Origin of the sequence: Aliiglaciecola sp. (genome assembly GCF_039982535.1) — a bacterium.
Classification (GTDB): domain Bacteria; phylum Pseudomonadota; class Gammaproteobacteria; order Enterobacterales; family Alteromonadaceae; genus Aliiglaciecola.
This window is the reverse complement of sequence record NZ_JBDWYG010000037.1, coordinates 59,797-77,556: the sequence shown is the minus strand read 5'-3', so window position 1 is coordinate 77,556 and position 17,760 is coordinate 59,797. Positions and strand designations below refer to the sequence as shown.

Here is a 17,760-nt window from a genome sequence, read left to right as displayed (position 1 = left end):
CCTATTACTAGGCATAATCGCTAATTAGGCACTCACTAGTAACATCATTATTGTTGTTAGCTAGTGAGCGCTGAGTTATCTAATCTCTAAGTGAAGCGAAAGCGTAGTAAGCGCCGAGTCCAGCCCGTCGAAATTTAGCAAATGGAAACTTTGGAAGCTGGCTTTGCCAAAATGGCAAGTCTGGCAGACTTTCAGGTTCACAAATACTTTGAGCTAAACGTTTTCCAGCCAATGTGGAAAAGGCCAGTCCAGAACCACAATATCCCATTGAATAATAAATACCTTTGTCGTCACTGTGATTGATTCGAGGATAATTGTCGTAAGTGGCGCTAACCCAACCACTCCAAAAATGTTCAACCTCAATTGTACTTAACACTGGAAAAGTATTCTTCAGGCCGTCTAACAAACGCTTTTTGAAGGTGGGTTTATCGGCATTCTTACCTTGAATAGCGCCACGACCTCCAAATAGAATTCTATTGTCCGGTAATAGTCGATAGTAATATTTCATTCTGCGTGTATCCATTGCCATCAAGCCAGTTTTAAGACCAATACTGCTAAGCTCAGAGTCGGTTAGGGGGCGAGTTACAATGATGCTAGATAGCACCGGGAAGTGACGTTGATTAACGAGCTTGTGCATTTTAGTGCCAGTATACCCATTAGTGGCAATAATCACCTTTTCAGCGGTCACTCGACCATTTTGAGTATACAGGCAATGATGATTAGACTTCTGTTGCCACTTTTTGACCGGCGAGTTTGAGAAAACTTTAACACCGGCTTTACTTGCCATTTCATAATAGCCTAAAACTAATTTCATGGGGTTAACGGCAAAGCTTTTGTCAAAATAGATACCACCATACATGTTGGCACTTCTCAAAAATGAGTTACTGACATCTTGGCTGCAAATAAACTGAACGGACTCACCATAACGTTCACTTAATTTATCGGCCTGCTTCCTTAATGTTTCAACTTTGGTTCTCTTGTGGGCCAGCTTTAAGTAGCCGCCAGCGGTTTTGTCACAGTCTATGTTTCCCTGTTCGATAAGATCGTTAACAGTGTCAATGGAAGTCATGTATTCCTGGAAAACACCTTGAGCTGTGGCTTCCCCCCATTTATTTTCCATATCGAATAAAGATAGCCGACCTGTTCCAGGCAAAACAAAACCTGCGTTGCGACCACTGCATCCCCAACCAGGATCATTGGCATCAATTACTACCACTGATTTGCCATAGTTTTTAGCTAAGTGATATGCGGAAGAAAGGCCGGTATAGCCTGCGCCGATAACCGCAATATCAGCTTGTATATCATTGACTAAAGGTGTGGTTTCTGGAAATTTTTCGATACTGTTTGCCCAATAGGAATCTGGGTATTGTTGATAAGATTTGGGATATGGTTCAACGATAGGATCATACATATTTGATTAAATACTTATTGTCATGTGTCGTTTACAAAAAATTGAGTTTCAAACTACTAGGGAGAACACGTACATTAAGATCAAATTATTTGTCTTATTTTTACGTGTCAGCAAACTCAAGAATAAAAGTGCTAGAAATTTAAAAGCATCTCAGCGGCAACGCATTCACAGGAGTCGTTGCAAATTGGACATATGTAGCCATCTTCAATACAGCTAGATTGCCATTTTCCAGGATGCCGCTTAATTAACTTTCCGCCACATTTAGAAAAATACCTAAATGCGCTATTGCCTGGGCTTGCAAGCCAAATGTGTGCCAGACCGGCCGAAGCTCCTTGTTCTTGTGCTTTTTGAATGGATAAGGAAAGTAATTTTGAACCAATACCTGCCCCACGGTAGTTGCTATCTACGGTATTGCACTTGAAGTAACAAACTTGCTCTGCAGGAGTATTCCATTGTTGTGGTGTACACCATTCATCAGGTTGCCAATTGTTTGCAGCTATTGTTAGTCTGAATCCAATTAGTTTGTCTCCTTTTAGAGACACGAAGCTTGCGTTTACGTTATTTTGAAAGGATTGAGTGAAGAGTTTTTCTAAGCCTTCCTCATTGAGATAATTGTCTCCATGAACGTGATTACCTAATGCTAAAACGCGTTCGAAGTGACAGGGTTCTAGGGAACAAAATTGAATATCATGGTTATTGATTGGTTTCACTGGTGGACTCTAATTGTTTTAACACTGAGTGAACGAAACTGACACATTGTTGATAATCATCAAAAATTCTATCGTCTAACGATGTTGGATTATTAGCATCCTCGCGAATACGTCGAATTTGTTCCCTTGATAAAGCGGTTCCCATGCAATAAGCATCTACTACGCAGCCCGCTTGTTCTGTCTTTTGATGAGTTAAATGGACGACGCCAGTGGCATCATCGGTGTAGGCCTGACACGCCGAAAAGTCGCCGACATATGCAAAATATTTATCCGGTATGGAATCTAAGATTTTGCTCAGGTCACGGTCGTACTGAGTAGCTAATTGAACGCCAATGGGGCCAGTGACAACACCAGTTAATATCCTGTCTTTGTAGGATAAGCTGTAACTCGCATATCTATCTCTTCCTGAGTATACCGTCATCATTTCTCTTTGGGTTATAAGTTTCAGATTTCAGTATGCTAATAATAGCACTTAACAAGAGTTTTCAAATAGGGGATGTATGGAATTAGACTAAAGTTGGTTAATAACTGACTGTTATTTAGTGTTGCAAATAACAGTCAGTCGGCGTGTTCTTATGTTCAAAACCCTTAAAGCTGAGATTAATAACGGTAAGCATCGCTTTTATAAGGGCCACTCTGGGGAACATTGATGTAATCTGCTTGTTGTTGGGTTAGTTTGGTGATTACCCCACCAAAACCTTCCACCATATATCTGGCGACTTCTTCATCAAGATGTTTCGGCAGGACCTCTACCCGTAATAGTTGAGCTTTTTCAGTATCGTCTAGGTTTGCATAACCTTGTTCAAACAACAGAATTTGGGCTAACACTTGGTTCGCAAAAGAGCCATCCATGATCCGAGAAGGGTGACCGGTGGCATTACCTAAATTAACCAATCGTCCCTCAGATAATAAAATCAGGTGATCGTGTTCGTCGTCGCTTCTAAAGACTTTATGAACTTGTGGTTTAATTTCATCCCAGCGCCAATTTTTACGCATAAACGCAGTATCGATTTCATTATCAAAATGCCCGATATTGCAAACCACAGCACCAGATTTAAGAGATTGTAGAATGTTGGAGTCACATACATTCACATTGCCCGTGGTAGTGACGACTAAATCGATGGTAATGAGTAACGAAGTGTCAATATCTTCAATTTTACCGCTGTTGTTACCGTCAATATAAGGAGAAACCAGCTCAAACCCATCCATACAGGCTTGCATGGCACAAATTGGGTCAATTTCGGCTACTCTTACTATCATTCCCTCTTGCCGAAGAGACTGGGAAGAGCCTTTGCCTACATCACCATAGCCGATGACCAGTGCTTTTTTACCCGCCATTAAATGGTCTATTGCTCGCTTAATGGCGTCATTTAGACTATGCCGACATCCGTATTTATTGTCATTTTTTGATTTGGTGACGGAATCATTCACGTTAATGGCAGGGACTTTAAGGGTACCGTCCTCTAACATTTCTAATAAGCGATGAACCCCAGTGGTGGTTTCTTCTGTGATGCCATGAACATTATTTAACACCTCTGGATACTTATCGTGGAGCATTTGGGTTAAATCACCGCCATCATCCAGAACCATGTTCGCTTTCCAAGGTGAACCATCTTTTAAAATGGTTTGCTCTAAACACCACTCGTATTCTTCTTCTGTTTCACCTTTCCAAGCGTATACCGGTACCCCCGCAGCGACAATCGCTGCTGCCGCTTGGTCTTGAGTAGAAAAAATATTGCAAGAAGACCAACGGACATTGGCACCTAAATCCACTAAGGTTTCGATGAGCACACCGGTTTGAATCGTCATATGAATACAACCAAGGATATTGGCCCCTTTTAACGGCTGCGTAGAGCGGTACTTTTCACGGATCTTCATCAATGCAGGCATTTCACTTTCTGCAATGGCGAGCTCTTTGCGTCCCCAATCAGCTAAATTAATATCTGCGACTTTATAATCGCCGGTGACCATGACATGATTTTCTTGATTCATATAAACTTCCGATTTTACTAAAGTGAAAGATAAGTCGTTTCTAGAATACAATAATTAAAGTATAGGCTTTTATTGTTAACTGGTTAATTAAACTACAGCCTGTTTAATTGTGTTAGCTAACATTATAGGAAAGGAATTCGTAAAAAGAGCAGTTAATTTAATTTATAGATGACAGCCAAGATTAAGCCAATGACGGTTAATAATATCAATAAGCTTTGATTGATTGCTTGCCAGCTTCGTTGTAAGTCGGCGTAACGGACTTCTCGACTTGCACCAACCCGGGGAGAGCGAAATTTGATGCTTTGGTAGATAGCTGGGCCACCTAGTTGTACACCCAAACCACCACCAATAACCCCTTTAATATAACTATTGATGTCCGCTTTTTGGGGAACGGACTTAGCGCCTTTATATACCCCGACCGGGTTAGACGAGACTAAAAAGATCAAGCTGAAGATGAGCTGGGGTAGAAAAAAAAATAACTGCGTCACTAATGCGATTGGGAGACCAAACTGACGGTTTTTGGGGAGCTTCATATTCCAAATTTGACTTAATTCAAAAAACATACGAATGATTAGGGCTAGTAGTCCTCCCCCTACTAAGTACCAAAATATGATGGCTAGTTGTTGATATATAAATCGCTGATTTAACGATTCTATAGCAGCTTTTGCAATTCCCATGGGCGAAAGGGTGCCTGTATCGCGCAGCACAATCCCATTCAAATGGTGCCTTGCCAAGTTCTTTTTTTCAGACTTTAAAGCTTTTTGTAGCCCTTTAAAATTGCGTCGCACGGGTTGAAACTGAATGGCCACAAGTAACATCACGGCGTCGAAAAAAAGCGGATATTCGGCAAGAAATAATGGTATCGAAATGATAACCAGTATTGGAGCCAACAATACGATAATAGCCAAACTACCAGAAATACGCTGCTGTGCAGGACTTCTGGGAGCTTTAGGGTTGACTCTTGCAGCTAGGTTGGTCGCCATCAGCCGCAATAAAGTCAAGGGGTGTGCTTTTTCTGGCCATGGAATCAACCACTCCAATAGCAAGGCGGTTATGATTACCAATAAAGGTAAAAAACCGGATTGCTGAAGGGCTTCATACATAGCCATCATAGGATTAGCTCTGCTGTTGAGCCAATTCTGCAATCATACTCATCACCAACTCTGCAGAATTTTTGGCGGCTTGATCAATGTATGATTTAAAAGAAACCGATGAGGTTTGTCCTGCAATATCGGATAGGGAACGAATCACTACAAAGGGCGTATCTAGCATGTAGCAGGTCTGGCCGATGGCGGCACCTTCCATTTCTACCGCTCGCATGTCAGGAAAAAGATCGCGTAAACGCGATGCAGCATCATCACAACCAATAAATGAGTCACCAGTACAGATTAAACCTCGTTTACTTTTCACATGAACCACGTCTTTAGCAGCATGCTCCGCAGCTTCGATCAAACGTTGTTCGCATGGGAAGATGGCAGGCATACCATAGGTTTGTCCACGTTCATAACCAAAGTGAGTCAGGTCTACATCGTGGTGTTGAACACTTGTGCCTATTACTAGGTCGCCAATACTGAGATCTTTATCAAATCCTCCAGCAGAGCCGGTGTTTACAACAAAGTCAGGAGCGAAACGGTCTATTAGTATAGTTGTGGCAACGGATGCGGCAACTTTGCCTATTCCGCATTTTGCAACTACAACATCGACGCCATTTAACTGGCCAGAATAAAAATTAAGGTGTGCGTACTCAGATACTTCTACGTTTTCAAGAGTTTCTTTTAGCAATGCTACTTCTTGATCCATAGCGCCTAGAATTGCTATTTTCATGATACTTCTAGTTAGTTGAATTTGCGCGGATTTTAATATTTACCGACTCAAAATGCGAGGGTTGAGGCAAGATAATATAAAAAGAAAATAATTCGTGGATTGAAAACCGCCCTTTGTTGATTTTTTATCCAAAGGGCGTATGTAGCAACAGCTAAAAATAATGTTAACGTTTAAGCTGCCACAGGGCGGTTGGAACGAACAGGTCTTTTCGGTTTATCCGCTCGAGGATTATCTGGATTGTTAGTTCCCGGCATAAGAGGTTTCGGCGTTTTGCGTTGAACTGTCGCAAGCTTAGCGTCGATACATTCTTTAACTTCTGCTTTCGTGTATCCTGATTTAACTTTCATACGCAGGTGTGGGATACGAGCTGCATCCAATGCACTGCTAACGTACCAATCACGCTGGGTTTTATAGCCATCTTTGCCGCCATTGTGTACTAAATCTATTGCCATTACTGGGCTCATGTCGGATTTGTTACACAACACAAAATCCAGCTGACGACTAGAGGCTTTTAAAAAGGCATGTTTGGCTGCACGTTTGTCAGTATTTTGACGCAGAGCAACAATTTCAGACAATCTTGTTCTACACAGGACGCGGTAACGCTGGCCCATGGCATTTTCGATTAAATCTAAAAACTTCAATTCAGTCTGGGTCAACAAAGATGCTTTGCGTTTAAATGGGAATGATAAACCATTGTCACTCAACTTAAGCGCAGCTATTGCTACTATGATTAACATCATCATTAAAATAATGGCTAGTTCCATAAGGGCTTCCTCATAAAATAGACAAAAAATTGACGGTTTAATCAATTTTTTGTCAAATTCGTAAACGTTAATATGGAATAGCAAAGACAGTGCCACAAGGTAGTTGCACTATTGAAGATTTGAAAATAAAAATGAAAGCTTAGACGGGAGCTAGTTATCTAGCAGTGAAGGCAACTAGGACTTCACCAACACATCGATTTGTGTACCCGCGCCATCTTTAGAAAGTATGATGATTTTTTTGGCGTTATCATATTGCATCATAATCCGACCTTTTAGTGTTTTAACATGATCTGCTTGCCCTAATTTCTCGGTATAAAAACCTAATGCACTTTGTTGGTCGGTAGAGGCATGATAAGTCAGGCTAGCAGGCAGTTCAGGCGCGAAAACTTGACACATTTTCGGATCTGGAAATAACGGCAATGAATAAAATTCTTGGGGGCATGCTTGTGATGTCATTTGTGCGGAAACATCATTTTGGGCGTGAATTTTCATAGAAAATATCGTCATGGCAGATAAAACTGCAACAAACGGGAGCCTTTTTGCGGTTAAACTAAACTTCACTGCTTTTTACCTGTCGTAATTATATGTCTTGCCACACTATAGAAGTTGGTGGGGTTGGGAGCAAGACGATCGACTTTTTTTAACGTATGCAATTGAGTAAGTCAGTATGTTCAGATGGTTACTACGACAATTAGCGGATTATCTGCGACTCTTTTTGTTCGCCAGTGGCGTGCTGCTCGGCGTGCAAGCTCCCGGATATATGCAACAATACCAACAGCGAGTTGATGCTCATCTTATCGAGGCTAAACACAACCTCTCGGGGTTTCAAGTTACAGCAGACAGGTATTTTAATGGCAATATATACAAACTCATTGCTCACTATAAGCAAAGTAATGACCCTGTGTTTAAACAAGATGCAATTAGTATTGGCGCAATTTACCAACGTGTTGAATTGTTACAAGCAGAGCATTTGGCGATGTCTCAACATCCCATACAGCAAGCTTGGCACTTGTTTCACAATGCAAACGAACAACTTAGGTTAGAGGCCTTCCATGCATTTAACTTTACAGTACCTTTGAGCCCCTTTGCTATCTTGTGGGGGATAGGTTTTGCGGTGATATTACTGCTAAGTATTGATACTACTGCTTTTACTTGCCGTAAGTGCGTGAGTAAACTCCGGGGTCATAGGCATAGCCATAGTTAAGTTATACCTAGTTATTTAATAAGGATTAAAAATTGAAAAACATGCAAATCGACATAGTTTCCGATGTATCGTGCCCTTGGTGCATTATCGGGTATAAATCACTTTCCAAAGCCATTGAAAATTTGGCCGGAGAGATAACGGTTAACATTGACTGGCAACCTTTTGAACTTAATCCTCAGATGCCAGCCGAAGGCCAAGAAATAGGCGAACATATAACTCAAAAATATGGCATTAGTCAGGAACAAGCAGATCAAAACCGAGAAGCCATTAAACAACGAGGCTTAGATGTGGGCTATGAGTTTGGCAATCGGGGAGGGGGACGAATATTCAATACCTTTGATGCCCACCGCTTACTGCATTGGGCTCATGAATGTGGCAAACAGACTGAATTAAAGCTAGGGTTGTTTGATTTATACTTCAAACAATCTGGTAACCCAAGTGACCATCAACAATTGTTAGAGGTGGTTGAGCAGGTTGGTTTAGACCGAGAAAAAGCGGCAGAAATTTTAAGTAGTGACATGTTTGAACAAGATGTGCGTAAAGCCCAAGCTCACTACCAACAAGCGGGTATAAGCTCGGTTCCAGCCGTTATTGTGAATAACAAGCATCTCATTAGTGGCGGCCAACCCGTAGAGATTTTTGAGCAAGCCCTTAAACAAATTGCCAAAGAAGGCTAAATTTAAGGGACAGTGACTTCTTGGGAGTATTTGACCTAAAAGGTGTCATCGAACTAAATAAATAAAAAAGGGCCTTTCGGCCCTTTTTTTATTTTTTATTTAGCTGTTAATTAGAACTAATTACACACCTAGATAATCCATGATACCGTCGGCAGCCTTGCGGCCTTCGTCAATCGCGGTGACCACTAAGTCTGAACCACGCACCATGTCTCCACCCGAGAATATTTTCGGATTAGAGGTTTGGAATGGGAATCGCCCTTGTGCTGGCGCGCGAACTCGACCTTTTTCATCCAAAATGATGCCATAGTCAGCGAACCAATTGGCTGGACTAGGTTGGAAACCAAAGGCAATAATAACCGCGTCGGCTTCTAACACATGCTCTGAGCCTTCAACCACAACTGGACGTCTGCGCCCTTGTGCATCAGGTTCACCCATTTCAGTTTTCACCAACTTAACACCACAGGCTTTGCCTGATTCGTCCACTGCGATATCCAGTGGTTGTAAGTTAAATTGAAATTGTACGCCTTCTTCCTTCGCATTCACCACTTCGCGGCGAGAGCCTGGCATACTTTCTTCGTCACGGCGATAGGCACAAGTTACTGAGCTGGCCCCTTGACGAATAGAAGTACGTACACAGTCCATGGTGGTATCACCACCACCTAAAACTACCACTTTCTTGCCTTTCATATCGATAAAGTCAGAGACTTGTTTTTCGATACCCATGACACGATTAATATTGGCAATGAGGAAGGGAAGGGCTTCATGTACACCTTCGACACCTTCATTCTCAAATCCACCTTTCATGGAGTTGTAGGTTCCCATACCAAGGAATACTGCATCGTAATCGTCCATCAATTGTTGGAATTCAATATCTTTACCAATTTCAGTGTTTAAAACGAATTCAACACCCATGTTGGTGAATATTTCACGACGCAATTTAATTACGTCTTTTTCCAATTTAAATGAAGGGATACCGAAGGTTAACAGTCCTCCAATTTCTTCATATTTGTCGTAAACAACCGGCGTGATACCGTTACGCACAAGAACATCTGCACAGGCAAGACCTGCTGGACCTGCACCAACAATGGCGACTTTCTTGTCAGTTTTAATGACACCTGACATATCAGGACGCCAACCCATTTTGAACGCAGTGTCGGTGATATATTTTTCAATACTACCAATAGTTACTGCGCCAAAATCGTCGTTTAGTGTACAAGCACCTTCACAGAGTCTGTCTTGGGGACATACGCGACCACAAACCTCTGGCAAACTGTTGGTTTGATGTGACAGTTCTGCTGCTTCTAAAATTTTTCCTTCATTAGCTAGTTTTAGCCACTGGGGAATATAGTTATGAACCGGACATTTCCACTCACAATAAGGGTTACCGCAGTCCAAACAACGATCTGCTTGTCCTTCAGTTTGAGATTGAGAAAGTGGTTGATAGATTTCACCAAACTCCTCTTTGCGCATAATAATGGGCTTTTTCGGAGGATCAATTCTTTCTACATCTACAAATTGGTATACATTTTTAGCCATTTTTTAACCCTACCTCTACTGAGCCTGAACACGTAATTCTGCTGTTGACCGACTGATGTGGCCAAGCAAATTTTTCACGTCGCTAGTCTTAGGTTTTACTAATCTGAATTTTTGCAACTGTTGTGCAAAATTAGTTAATAACATAAGCGCATGCTCGCTACCCGTTTCTTCGTAGTGTTGGTTAATCAAACCACGTAAATGCTCAGACAGGATGCCCTTCTCTTCAATTGACATGATATCGACTAACTCACCATTTACACGGTGTTCGATATCGTCGAATTCATCGTACAAATAAGCGAAACCACCGGTCATGCCTGCGCCAAAGTTCACGCCCACACTACCTAGAATCGCTACAATACCGCCGGTCATATATTCACAACCGTTGTCCCCAGCGCCTTCGATTACAGCGATGGCACCTGAGTTACGTACGCCAAAACGCTCACCGGCTTTACCAGCAGCAAACAGCTTTCCGCCTGTTGCGCCGTACAAGCAAGTATTCCCCATAATGGTACTGACATGTGGGTCAAAGGTAATGTTACGCGGTGGGAAAATAACTAACTTACCACCAGTCATGCCTTTACCAACATAATCATTCGCATCACCACAAAGGGTAAGTTCTAACCCACCGGCATTCCACACGCCGAAGCTTTGACCTGCGGTACCAGTAAGATGCACTTTAATAGGGTCATCTTGCATGCCTTGGTTACCATGCTGCTTAGCTATTTCGCCAGAGACAAGAGCACCAACAGAACGATCCGTATTACGAATAGGGAAGGACAAATTCGCCCCAGACAACTTGCTGATTGCCGCTTGTGATGCCGCTAAAATTTGTTTGTTTAATAAACCTTCATCCAGCGGCGCGTTGGCGTCTTCGGAACAAAATAGTTTAGTATGTGAGCCTTCTTTTGGTTTCACTAACAATGGACTTAAATCTAACTTTCTTTGGCGAGCAGTAAGACCATCAATCACTTTTAACAGCTCAGTGCGACCTACTAAATCTTCAAATTTAGCCACTCCTAAAGATGCCATGATTTCACGTACTTCTTGAGCGATAAACTTAAAGTAGTTCATCACCATTTCAGGTAAACCAATAAAGTAGTTGTCCCGTAATTTTTCATCTTGAGTTGCAACACCTGTTGCACAGTTATTCAGATGACAAATACGTAGGTATTTACAACCTAAAGCAACCATAGGGCCGGTTCCGAAACCGAAACTTTCAGCACCTAATATACCTGCTTTGACCACATCTAATCCGGTTTTCAGACCACCATCAGTTTGCACACGTACTTTATGACGTAAGCCATTTTCTACCAATGCTTGCTGAGTTTCTGCAAGACCAAGTTCAAACGGACTACCTGCGTATTTTACTGAGGTTAGTGGACTTGCACCTGTACCACCGTCGTAACCTGATACTGTGATTAAATCGGCGTAGGCTTTAGCCACACCAGTTGCAATAGTTCCAACTCCTGGTTCGGAAACCAGTTTCACTGAGATAAGCGCTTTAGGATTAACTTGTTTTAAGTCAAAAATAAGCTGTGCTAAATCTTCGATAGAATAGATATCGTGATGAGGAGGTGGTGATATCAATGTTACACCTGGCACTGAGAATCTCAGTTCAGCTATGTAATTATTCACTTTATCACCAGGTAACTGACCGCCTTCACCAGGCTTAGCACCTTGAGCAACTTTAATCTGAATAACATTAGCGTTAACCAAATAATGTGGTGTTACCCCAAAGCGTCCCGATGCCACTTGTTTGATTTTCGAATTTTTCTCAGTATTGAAGCGCGCTGGATCTTCACCACCTTCACCAGAGTTAGATTGTCCACCTAATCGGTTCATGGCAATAGCTAGAGCTTCATGGGCCTCTGGGCTTAGTGCCCCGATTGACATTGCCGCGGTGTCGAAACGAGGAAATAATTTCTCCGCTGGTTCTACTGCATCAATTTCAATAGGGTCAGTATCTGGATTTAAGGCTAGCAAATCACGGAAATGTGATGGCGAGCGTCCATTTACTAGCGCGGAATAAGCTTGGTAATCTTCATAGCGTCCGGATTTAACCGCCACCTGCAAAGTAGTTACAACATCTGGGTTATAAGCATGATACTCACCACCATGTACGTACTTTAATAGGCCGCCATGAGACATTGGCTTACGTTTCAACCAAGCTATTCGATTCAAGTTTATTTGATCTTGTTCGAAGTCTTCAAAACCGGTGCCCTGAATACGACTTGGAATTCCTTTGAAGCAAAGCTCAGTCACTTCTTTGTTGATACCAATAGCTTCAAACAATTTTGAACTACGGTAACTGGCGATGGTACTGATACCCATCTTCGACATGATTTTATACAGGCCTTTATTAATTCCCTTACGGTAATTTAAAGTGGCTTGCATGGCTGTGAGCTCAATTTCACCTTCATCGACCATTTGTTCAATGGTTTCGTAGGCTAAAAACGGATAAATCGCAGTTGCACCTAGACCAATCAACACAGCAAAGTGATGAGGGTCACGAGCGGACGCAGTTTCAACAATTATGTTGGCGTCACAGCGCAGAGATTTTTCGATTAAACGACGTTGCACAGCACCAACAGCCATTGCTGCTGGAATAGGCAATCTGTTTTGTTTGATATTGCGATCTGAGAGTATTACAAACGCAGCGCGTTTCTGTTTTACAACATACTCTACTTCATTACAAATACGCTCTATGGCCTTTTTGAGTCCTTCTTCTGGAGGATAATTCAAATCGATAACTTCTGAATAATAGTATTCAGAATCATATTCACGTAATTGTTTCAGGTCGGTATACATTAATACCGGAGAGTTGAATAACACCCGATTTGCATAACCTGAAGTTTCGCTAAAGACATTCTGTTCACGACCTACACAAGTCGCCAACGACATAACATGATTTTCACGCAAAGAATCTATTGGTGGATTCGTTACTTGAGCAAATTGCTGACGGAAATAGTCATATACTGTGCGCTGCTTAGATGACATCACGGCCATAGGTGTATCATCACCCATTGAACCCACCGCTTCTTGTCCATCATTGGCAAGCACTTTAATGATTTGCTGATTTTCTTCATAGCTGTAATTAAACAGTTTATGATAAGTGCCCATCATGTTGTCATCAAAAGCACGCTGGCCAATTTGACTGGCATCACACTCTTCGATGGGCTTAAGGTGTTTGATATGTTGATCAATCCACTCTTTATACGGATGGCGAGTTTTGAGCTCTTCATCAATTTCATTGGAGCGCCAAATCTTACCTGTGTAGGTATCAACGGCCAGCATTTCTCCTGGTCCGACACGACCTTTTTCAACTACGTCTTCAGGCTTGTAGTCCCAAATACCAATTTCTGATGCTAGGGTAATGAAACCATCTTTAGTTAATACATAACGAGCTGGGCGAAGACCGTTTCTGTCGAGGTTACAAGCAACATGACGACCATTGGTCATTACTATACCCGCAGGCCCGTCCCAAGGCTCCATATGCATGGAGTTAAACTCGTAGAAGGCACGTAGATCGTCGTCCATGGTGCTGTTGTTTTGATATGCTGGTGGCACAAGTAAGCGCATAGCTCTAAACAAATCCATGCCGCCGGCCAAAAATAACTCCAACATATTATCTAAAGAAGAGGAGTCTGAACCTTCGGTATTAACAAAAGGTGCAGCATCTTGCAGATCAGGTAACAAAGGCGTGATAAATTTTTTCGAACGCGCTAGTGCCCAGTCTCTATTACCACGAATGGTATTGATTTCACCGTTATGGGCTAAAAATCTGAATGGTTGCGCTAAAGGCCACTTCGGCAATGTATTCGTTGAAAAGCGTTGGTGGAATACACAGATAGCCGATTTCAAGCGTTCGTCGGCAAGATCCAAATAAAAGTTTGGTAAATCTTTAGGCATTACCAAACCTTTATAAATCATCACTAAAGCAGACAAACAGGCGATATAAAAATCTTCGTCCTCTGCTAGTATTTTTTCTACTCGTCTTCTAACCATAAATAGGCGGCGTTCTAAATCTCTTTTACGCCAGCCTGGAGGTGCATTAACGAATACTTGTTCAATTTGTGGCACACCTTGGGCTGCAAGGTCACCTAAAACCGAATGGTCAACTGGCACTTCGCGCCATCCAACCACTGCTAAGGTTTCTTTTGATAATTCTTCTTCAATGGTTTGGCGAGCAATCTGCGCTTTTTCAGCATCTTGATTGAGGAATATCATTCCTACGCCGTACTTTTTACCTAATTTCCAACCATTTTCAGCTGCTATCAGATTGAAAAACTCATCTGGTTTTTGCAACAACAGCCCACAGCCGTCTCCGGTTTTACCATCCGCAGCGATACCGCCACGATGCTGCATGCGATCGAGGCCTTCAATTGCAGTGGTTACCAGTCTATGACTAGCGTCACCTTCGGTGTGCGCGATTAATCCAAAACCACAGTTGTCTTTTGAATCATTTGGGTTATACAAACTCATTAACGTAACTCCTTCAACCTTTGGCTGAGAAAGGTTGTACATGCCAACTTAAACGTTGGAATTTAGCTGCACTGAGCCTGACTTCTGTGGTCAGTTTTGCTTGTGCCGGTTATATGTTGTTTTCTTGTCGTTTGTTTGAGGGTACCAGCCGGTTATCGAATTTTTATGAATTTTTAGCCGAGCAGCCTGACAAAATACCGACATTAAAGGTAGAAATCAATGTGCACAACAAGCGAATCATTTAATTTTTTCGATGTTTAGCAATTAATGGTAATAAAGTAAAATTAAATCAAATAGTTAAAAAATTTATTTTAAGCAAATAAATCATTCCAAAAAGCCTGAAATTAGATAAAGATTTGTTAATAAAACGTTTATTATTTGATTGTTATTGTAACAATCTATTTTGTTGGTCCTTTCTAACAGCATAATTATTTAATTAAACTGCATAACTGTAAAGAACTAGCTAAGAATAATTTATATCTAATTGTTTCGGTTATTAATTAAATAGCCTTTGCAAACCGTTTTGTATCGAGTCGTATAAATATTCAATTGATTGCTTCATCAGGGTGACTAAGCCCGAACTTTGTTGTTGTGAATTTTGAGCTAAGAACTTTAATTATACTCAGATTAAGTTAAAAGGCGCTTAGTTTTTGTTCTTTTTAGTAGGTAATGAATACAAATTCAGTTTATTTAACATTAATTTAATTGAAACATTCACCTAAGGTAGTGTTTCTTGATAGCATTAGTTTTCTACTCATTCAGAGATTTCAAAAATGCATTCAAAAGCTCCAATTGAATCTTGGGCAATCGGCGTCGCTCGATTTGTAATCCGTTTCGGTACACTCAAAATAAGCATATTTTTTGTCTTACTCACCTTGGCTTTCACTATTTGTGGATCCTATGTGATTCGCATGATTATGAGTGGTGAAGTAGAGATTGAAGACTTTATTAGCGCGATTATTTTGACCATGTTGAGTGCGCCCTGGGTGCTCATTATTTTTATAAAGCTTGTAAAACAATTGGAGCAATCAAGGGATAGTTTATCAGAAGCCGTTCATCAACTTGAATTAATGCGCGAAGAAGACGTGTTGCGCAATCATGAACTGCAATTAAGTGTACAAAAACTTAATTATGAAATCGAACAACGAAAGAATGCACAATTAGAACGCGAGATTGTATTTCACGATTTGGAGCGCGAGATAAGTAAAAAATCTGAACAAGAGTCTCAAGCTAAACGTTTATCAACATTACTTCGTTCAATAATAGATGCCTCTCCGGATTTAATTTATTACCGAAATGAAGAAGGTCAATTTGCCGGCTGTAATCGAGTTGCAGAGCAAATGACTGGGAAAACAGAAGAAGAGCTAATCGGCTTAACGCCTCATCAAGTATATGATGAAGATCTTGCTAGACAAGTTGTCGCTAGTGACCATGAAGTATTAGAAACCAACGCAAGTATTACCGAAGAAGTGTGGTTGCGATTTGCTGATGGCCGCCGTCGTTATTATGAAATGCGTAAGGTGCCTTTTTACGATAAAAAAGGAACGCGTTTGGGTTTACTCGCTTTTGGTCGCGATATTACCGAACGTAAACAAGCTGAAAATGTGGTGACTAAAGCGAACAAAGATAAAACCGCTTTCATTGCAACTATAAGCCACGAGTTACGAACGCCTTTGAACGGAATTGTTGGACTCAGTCGGATGTTGCGAGATACCAATTTATCTGACGAACAATATGCTTGGGTAAGTACCATTTATGCTAGTGGTATCACATTAGGCAATATCTTTAATGACATTGTTGACCTAGACAAACTTGATCGTGATAGGTTGGAATTGTCCCTTAAAACTGTTTCTTTGAAAGAGTTTACTAATGAATTAGGCAGCATTATTCAATTACTCGCGGCGGATAAAGGTCTGCGTTTTGAAACCCAAATTATTGAGCCCTTGCCGTTTCAAGTTGAAGCCGATGGCACACGCCTACGTCAGGTATTATGGAATTTACTGTTCAATGCAGTGAAATTCACTCAAAAAGGTAAAGTTAATTTAACCGTTGAGGCAACTGAAGAAAAACCGGGTATCAGCTCCGTTAAGTTTACTATTAAGGATACTGGTGTCGGTATTCCTAAGACCGAATTAGACAAGATATTCGCCATGTATTACCAAGTGAATCATCCGGATCATCAATCTGCCACGGGCACCGGTATTGGCTTGGCCATATGTAAAGAAATGGTCACCTTAATGAAAGGCGAGATCAAGGTGAATAGTGTGGTTGGAGAAGGCACCTGTTTTACCGTTGAATTGCCTCTTACAATTAATAACAAACCACTGCAATTACAAGAACTTCTAGTACATGGTTTGAAGATACTTCTTGTCGAAGATATTGAGCTTAACGTGATGGTCGCTAAGGCTTTATTAGAAAAGCTTGGGCAAACTGTGGAAGTGGCTATGACTGGGCAAGAAGCGCTAAAAATGGCCCGCGAGACGCAATACGACTTAATATTGCTAGATATTCAGCTACCCGATATGACAGGGTTTAATGTTGCTTCGGTATTACATGAGGAAGGGCTGGTAGAGCAGACTCCCATAGTGGCATTAACCGCTAACGTCATTAAAACTCGACAAGAATATTTAAATAACGGTATGGATGATGTTATCGCTAAACCGATTAAAAAGAGTCGGGTAATTGAAGTATTTAATAACTTGTTTGTAGATCAAAAAGATATTCCGCAGTTTTCAGTAGAAGAAGCTAAACCAAGTGAACTAGAGTCCATTTTAGACTTGGATTTACTCGAAATGTTGGTTGATACCATCGGCCATGAAATGGTGCGCACTAGTGTTGGTGTGTTTCAGGAAAACATGCCTGATTACATGGAAATATTGAATATCAATTTGAGTGCAAATGATAAAGAAGAAGTGTGTTCTCAGGCGCATAAAATTAAAGGTGCAGCCGGTTCAGTGGGCTTAGCTCGAGTGCAAAAAATCGCTAATCGTATCCAACAAGGTGATCATCCTACTTGGTGGGAGAACGTCCATGATTGGGTAGAAGAACTAGAAATGGCTGAAAAGCAGGATACAGCGAAACTAAATGATTGGCTTAACTCGAAAAATATAGATGATTAATCTTACCGATTAATCATCTATTCCCCTTTTGTAAAGTTGGG

At 41.3% G+C, this 17,760-nt stretch carries 13 protein-coding genes; 3 read left to right on the top strand and 10 right to left on the bottom strand.

Going from position 1 to position 17,760, the window contains the following annotated elements:
* Nucleotides 1-79: 79 nt before the first annotated feature.
* The 8 genes from ABJV04_RS08950 to ABJV04_RS08915 all read right to left on the bottom strand — a co-directional run bounded on the left by ABJV04_RS08950 (nucleotide 80) and on the right by ABJV04_RS08915 (nucleotide 7,262).
* A complete protein-coding gene (locus ABJV04_RS08950; RefSeq protein ID WP_348491179.1) occupies nucleotides 80-1,411 on the bottom strand; it encodes an FAD-binding oxidoreductase in 1,332 nt (443 codons plus the stop codon).
* A 131-nt stretch (nucleotides 1,412-1,542) separates the two neighbouring features.
* Nucleotides 1,543-2,121: a GNAT family N-acetyltransferase gene (locus ABJV04_RS08945; RefSeq protein ID WP_348491178.1), complete on the bottom strand. Its 579-nt coding sequence runs from the start codon at nucleotides 2,119-2,121 to the stop codon at nucleotides 1,543-1,545.
* The gene (locus ABJV04_RS08940; RefSeq protein ID WP_348491177.1) at nucleotides 2,105-2,542 is read right to left on the bottom strand and encodes a hypothetical protein; all 438 of its coding nucleotides are present in this window, start codon (nucleotides 2,540-2,542) and stop codon (nucleotides 2,105-2,107) included. Before ABJV04_RS08940 ends, ABJV04_RS08945 begins: the two co-directional genes overlap by 17 nt.
* A gap of 179 nt (nucleotides 2,543-2,721) precedes the next feature.
* Nucleotides 2,722-4,113: an adenosylhomocysteinase gene (gene ahcY, locus ABJV04_RS08935; protein WP_348491176.1), complete on the bottom strand. Its 1,392-nt coding sequence runs from the start codon at nucleotides 4,111-4,113 to the stop codon at nucleotides 2,722-2,724.
* 152 nt (nucleotides 4,114-4,265) lie between these two features.
* Entirely contained in the window at nucleotides 4,266-5,225 is a 960-nt protein-coding gene (locus ABJV04_RS08930) for a cobalamin biosynthesis protein (protein WP_348491175.1), read from the bottom strand.
* A gap of 4 nt (nucleotides 5,226-5,229) precedes the next feature.
* On the bottom strand, nucleotides 5,230-5,937 hold the full coding sequence (locus tag ABJV04_RS08925) for a 5'-methylthioadenosine/adenosylhomocysteine nucleosidase (RefSeq protein ID WP_348491174.1): 708 nt from the start codon (nucleotides 5,935-5,937) through the stop codon (nucleotides 5,230-5,232).
* Between the two features lie 170 nt (nucleotides 5,938-6,107).
* Complete coding sequence (locus ABJV04_RS08920) at nucleotides 6,108-6,701, bottom strand: DUF2726 domain-containing protein (protein ID WP_348491173.1); 594 nt, start codon at nucleotides 6,699-6,701, stop codon at nucleotides 6,108-6,110.
* Between the two features lie 174 nt (nucleotides 6,702-6,875).
* Nucleotides 6,876-7,262, bottom strand: coding sequence for a hypothetical protein (locus tag ABJV04_RS08915; RefSeq protein ID WP_348491172.1), 387 nt, complete (start codon nucleotides 7,260-7,262; stop codon nucleotides 6,876-6,878).
* 106 nt (nucleotides 7,263-7,368) lie between these two features.
* Between ABJV04_RS08915 and ABJV04_RS08910 the strand changes: the two genes are divergently transcribed.
* Both ABJV04_RS08910 and ABJV04_RS08905 read left to right on the top strand, forming a co-directional pair.
* Nucleotides 7,369-7,905 (top strand): DUF2937 family protein, encoded by a 537-nt coding sequence (locus ABJV04_RS08910; RefSeq protein ID WP_348491171.1) that lies wholly within the window; start codon nucleotides 7,369-7,371, stop codon nucleotides 7,903-7,905.
* Nucleotides 7,906-7,946: 41 nt separating this feature from the next.
* Nucleotides 7,947-8,582 (top strand): DsbA family oxidoreductase, encoded by a 636-nt coding sequence (locus ABJV04_RS08905; protein ID WP_348491217.1) that lies wholly within the window; start codon nucleotides 7,947-7,949, stop codon nucleotides 8,580-8,582.
* 120 nt (nucleotides 8,583-8,702) lie between these two features.
* Here the strand turns inward: ABJV04_RS08905 and ABJV04_RS08900 are convergent, their stop codons facing one another.
* Nucleotides 8,703-10,118, bottom strand: coding sequence for an FAD-dependent oxidoreductase (locus ABJV04_RS08900; protein ID WP_348491170.1), 1,416 nt, complete (start codon nucleotides 10,116-10,118; stop codon nucleotides 8,703-8,705).
* 15 nt (nucleotides 10,119-10,133) lie between these two features.
* On the bottom strand, nucleotides 10,134-14,600 hold the full coding sequence (gltB, locus tag ABJV04_RS08895) for a glutamate synthase large subunit (protein ID WP_348491169.1): 4,467 nt from the start codon (nucleotides 14,598-14,600) through the stop codon (nucleotides 10,134-10,136).
* Between the two features lie 773 nt (nucleotides 14,601-15,373).
* Here gltB and arcB point away from each other — a divergent pair.
* Nucleotides 15,374-17,719, top strand: coding sequence for an aerobic respiration two-component sensor histidine kinase ArcB (gene arcB, locus ABJV04_RS08890; protein ID WP_348491168.1), 2,346 nt, complete (start codon nucleotides 15,374-15,376; stop codon nucleotides 17,717-17,719).
* The last annotated feature ends 41 nt before the right edge of the window (nucleotides 17,720-17,760 follow it).

Excerpts from the sequence above, each read along its gene's own strand:
- ABJV04_RS08925 (WP_348491174.1), bottom strand. The coding sequence starts at position 5,937 with ATGAAAATAGCAATTCTAGGCGCTATGGATCAAGAAGTAGCATTGCTA.
- ABJV04_RS08950 (WP_348491179.1), bottom strand. The coding sequence starts at position 1,411 with ATGTATGATCCTATCGTTGAACCATATCCCAAATCTTATCAACAATAC.
- gltB (WP_348491169.1), bottom strand. The coding sequence starts at position 14,600 with ATGAGTTTGTATAACCCAAATGATTCAAAAGACAACTGTGGTTTTGGA.
- arcB (WP_348491168.1), top strand. The coding sequence starts at position 15,374 with ATGCATTCAAAAGCTCCAATTGAATCTTGGGCAATCGGCGTCGCTCGA.
- ABJV04_RS08910 (WP_348491171.1), top strand. The coding sequence starts at position 7,369 with ATGTTCAGATGGTTACTACGACAATTAGCGGATTATCTGCGACTCTTT.
- ahcY (WP_348491176.1), bottom strand. The coding sequence starts at position 4,113 with ATGAATCAAGAAAATCATGTCATGGTCACCGGCGATTATAAAGTCGCA.
- ABJV04_RS08940 (WP_348491177.1), bottom strand. The coding sequence starts at position 2,542 with ATGACGGTATACTCAGGAAGAGATAGATATGCGAGTTACAGCTTATCC.
- ABJV04_RS08930 (WP_348491175.1), bottom strand. The coding sequence starts at position 5,225 with ATGATGGCTATGTATGAAGCCCTTCAGCAATCCGGTTTTTTACCTTTA.
- ABJV04_RS08920 (WP_348491173.1), bottom strand. The coding sequence starts at position 6,701 with ATGGAACTAGCCATTATTTTAATGATGATGTTAATCATAGTAGCAATA.
- ABJV04_RS08905 (WP_348491217.1), top strand. The coding sequence starts at position 7,947 with ATGCAAATCGACATAGTTTCCGATGTATCGTGCCCTTGGTGCATTATC.
- ABJV04_RS08900 (WP_348491170.1), bottom strand. The coding sequence starts at position 10,118 with ATGGCTAAAAATGTATACCAATTTGTAGATGTAGAAAGAATTGATCCT.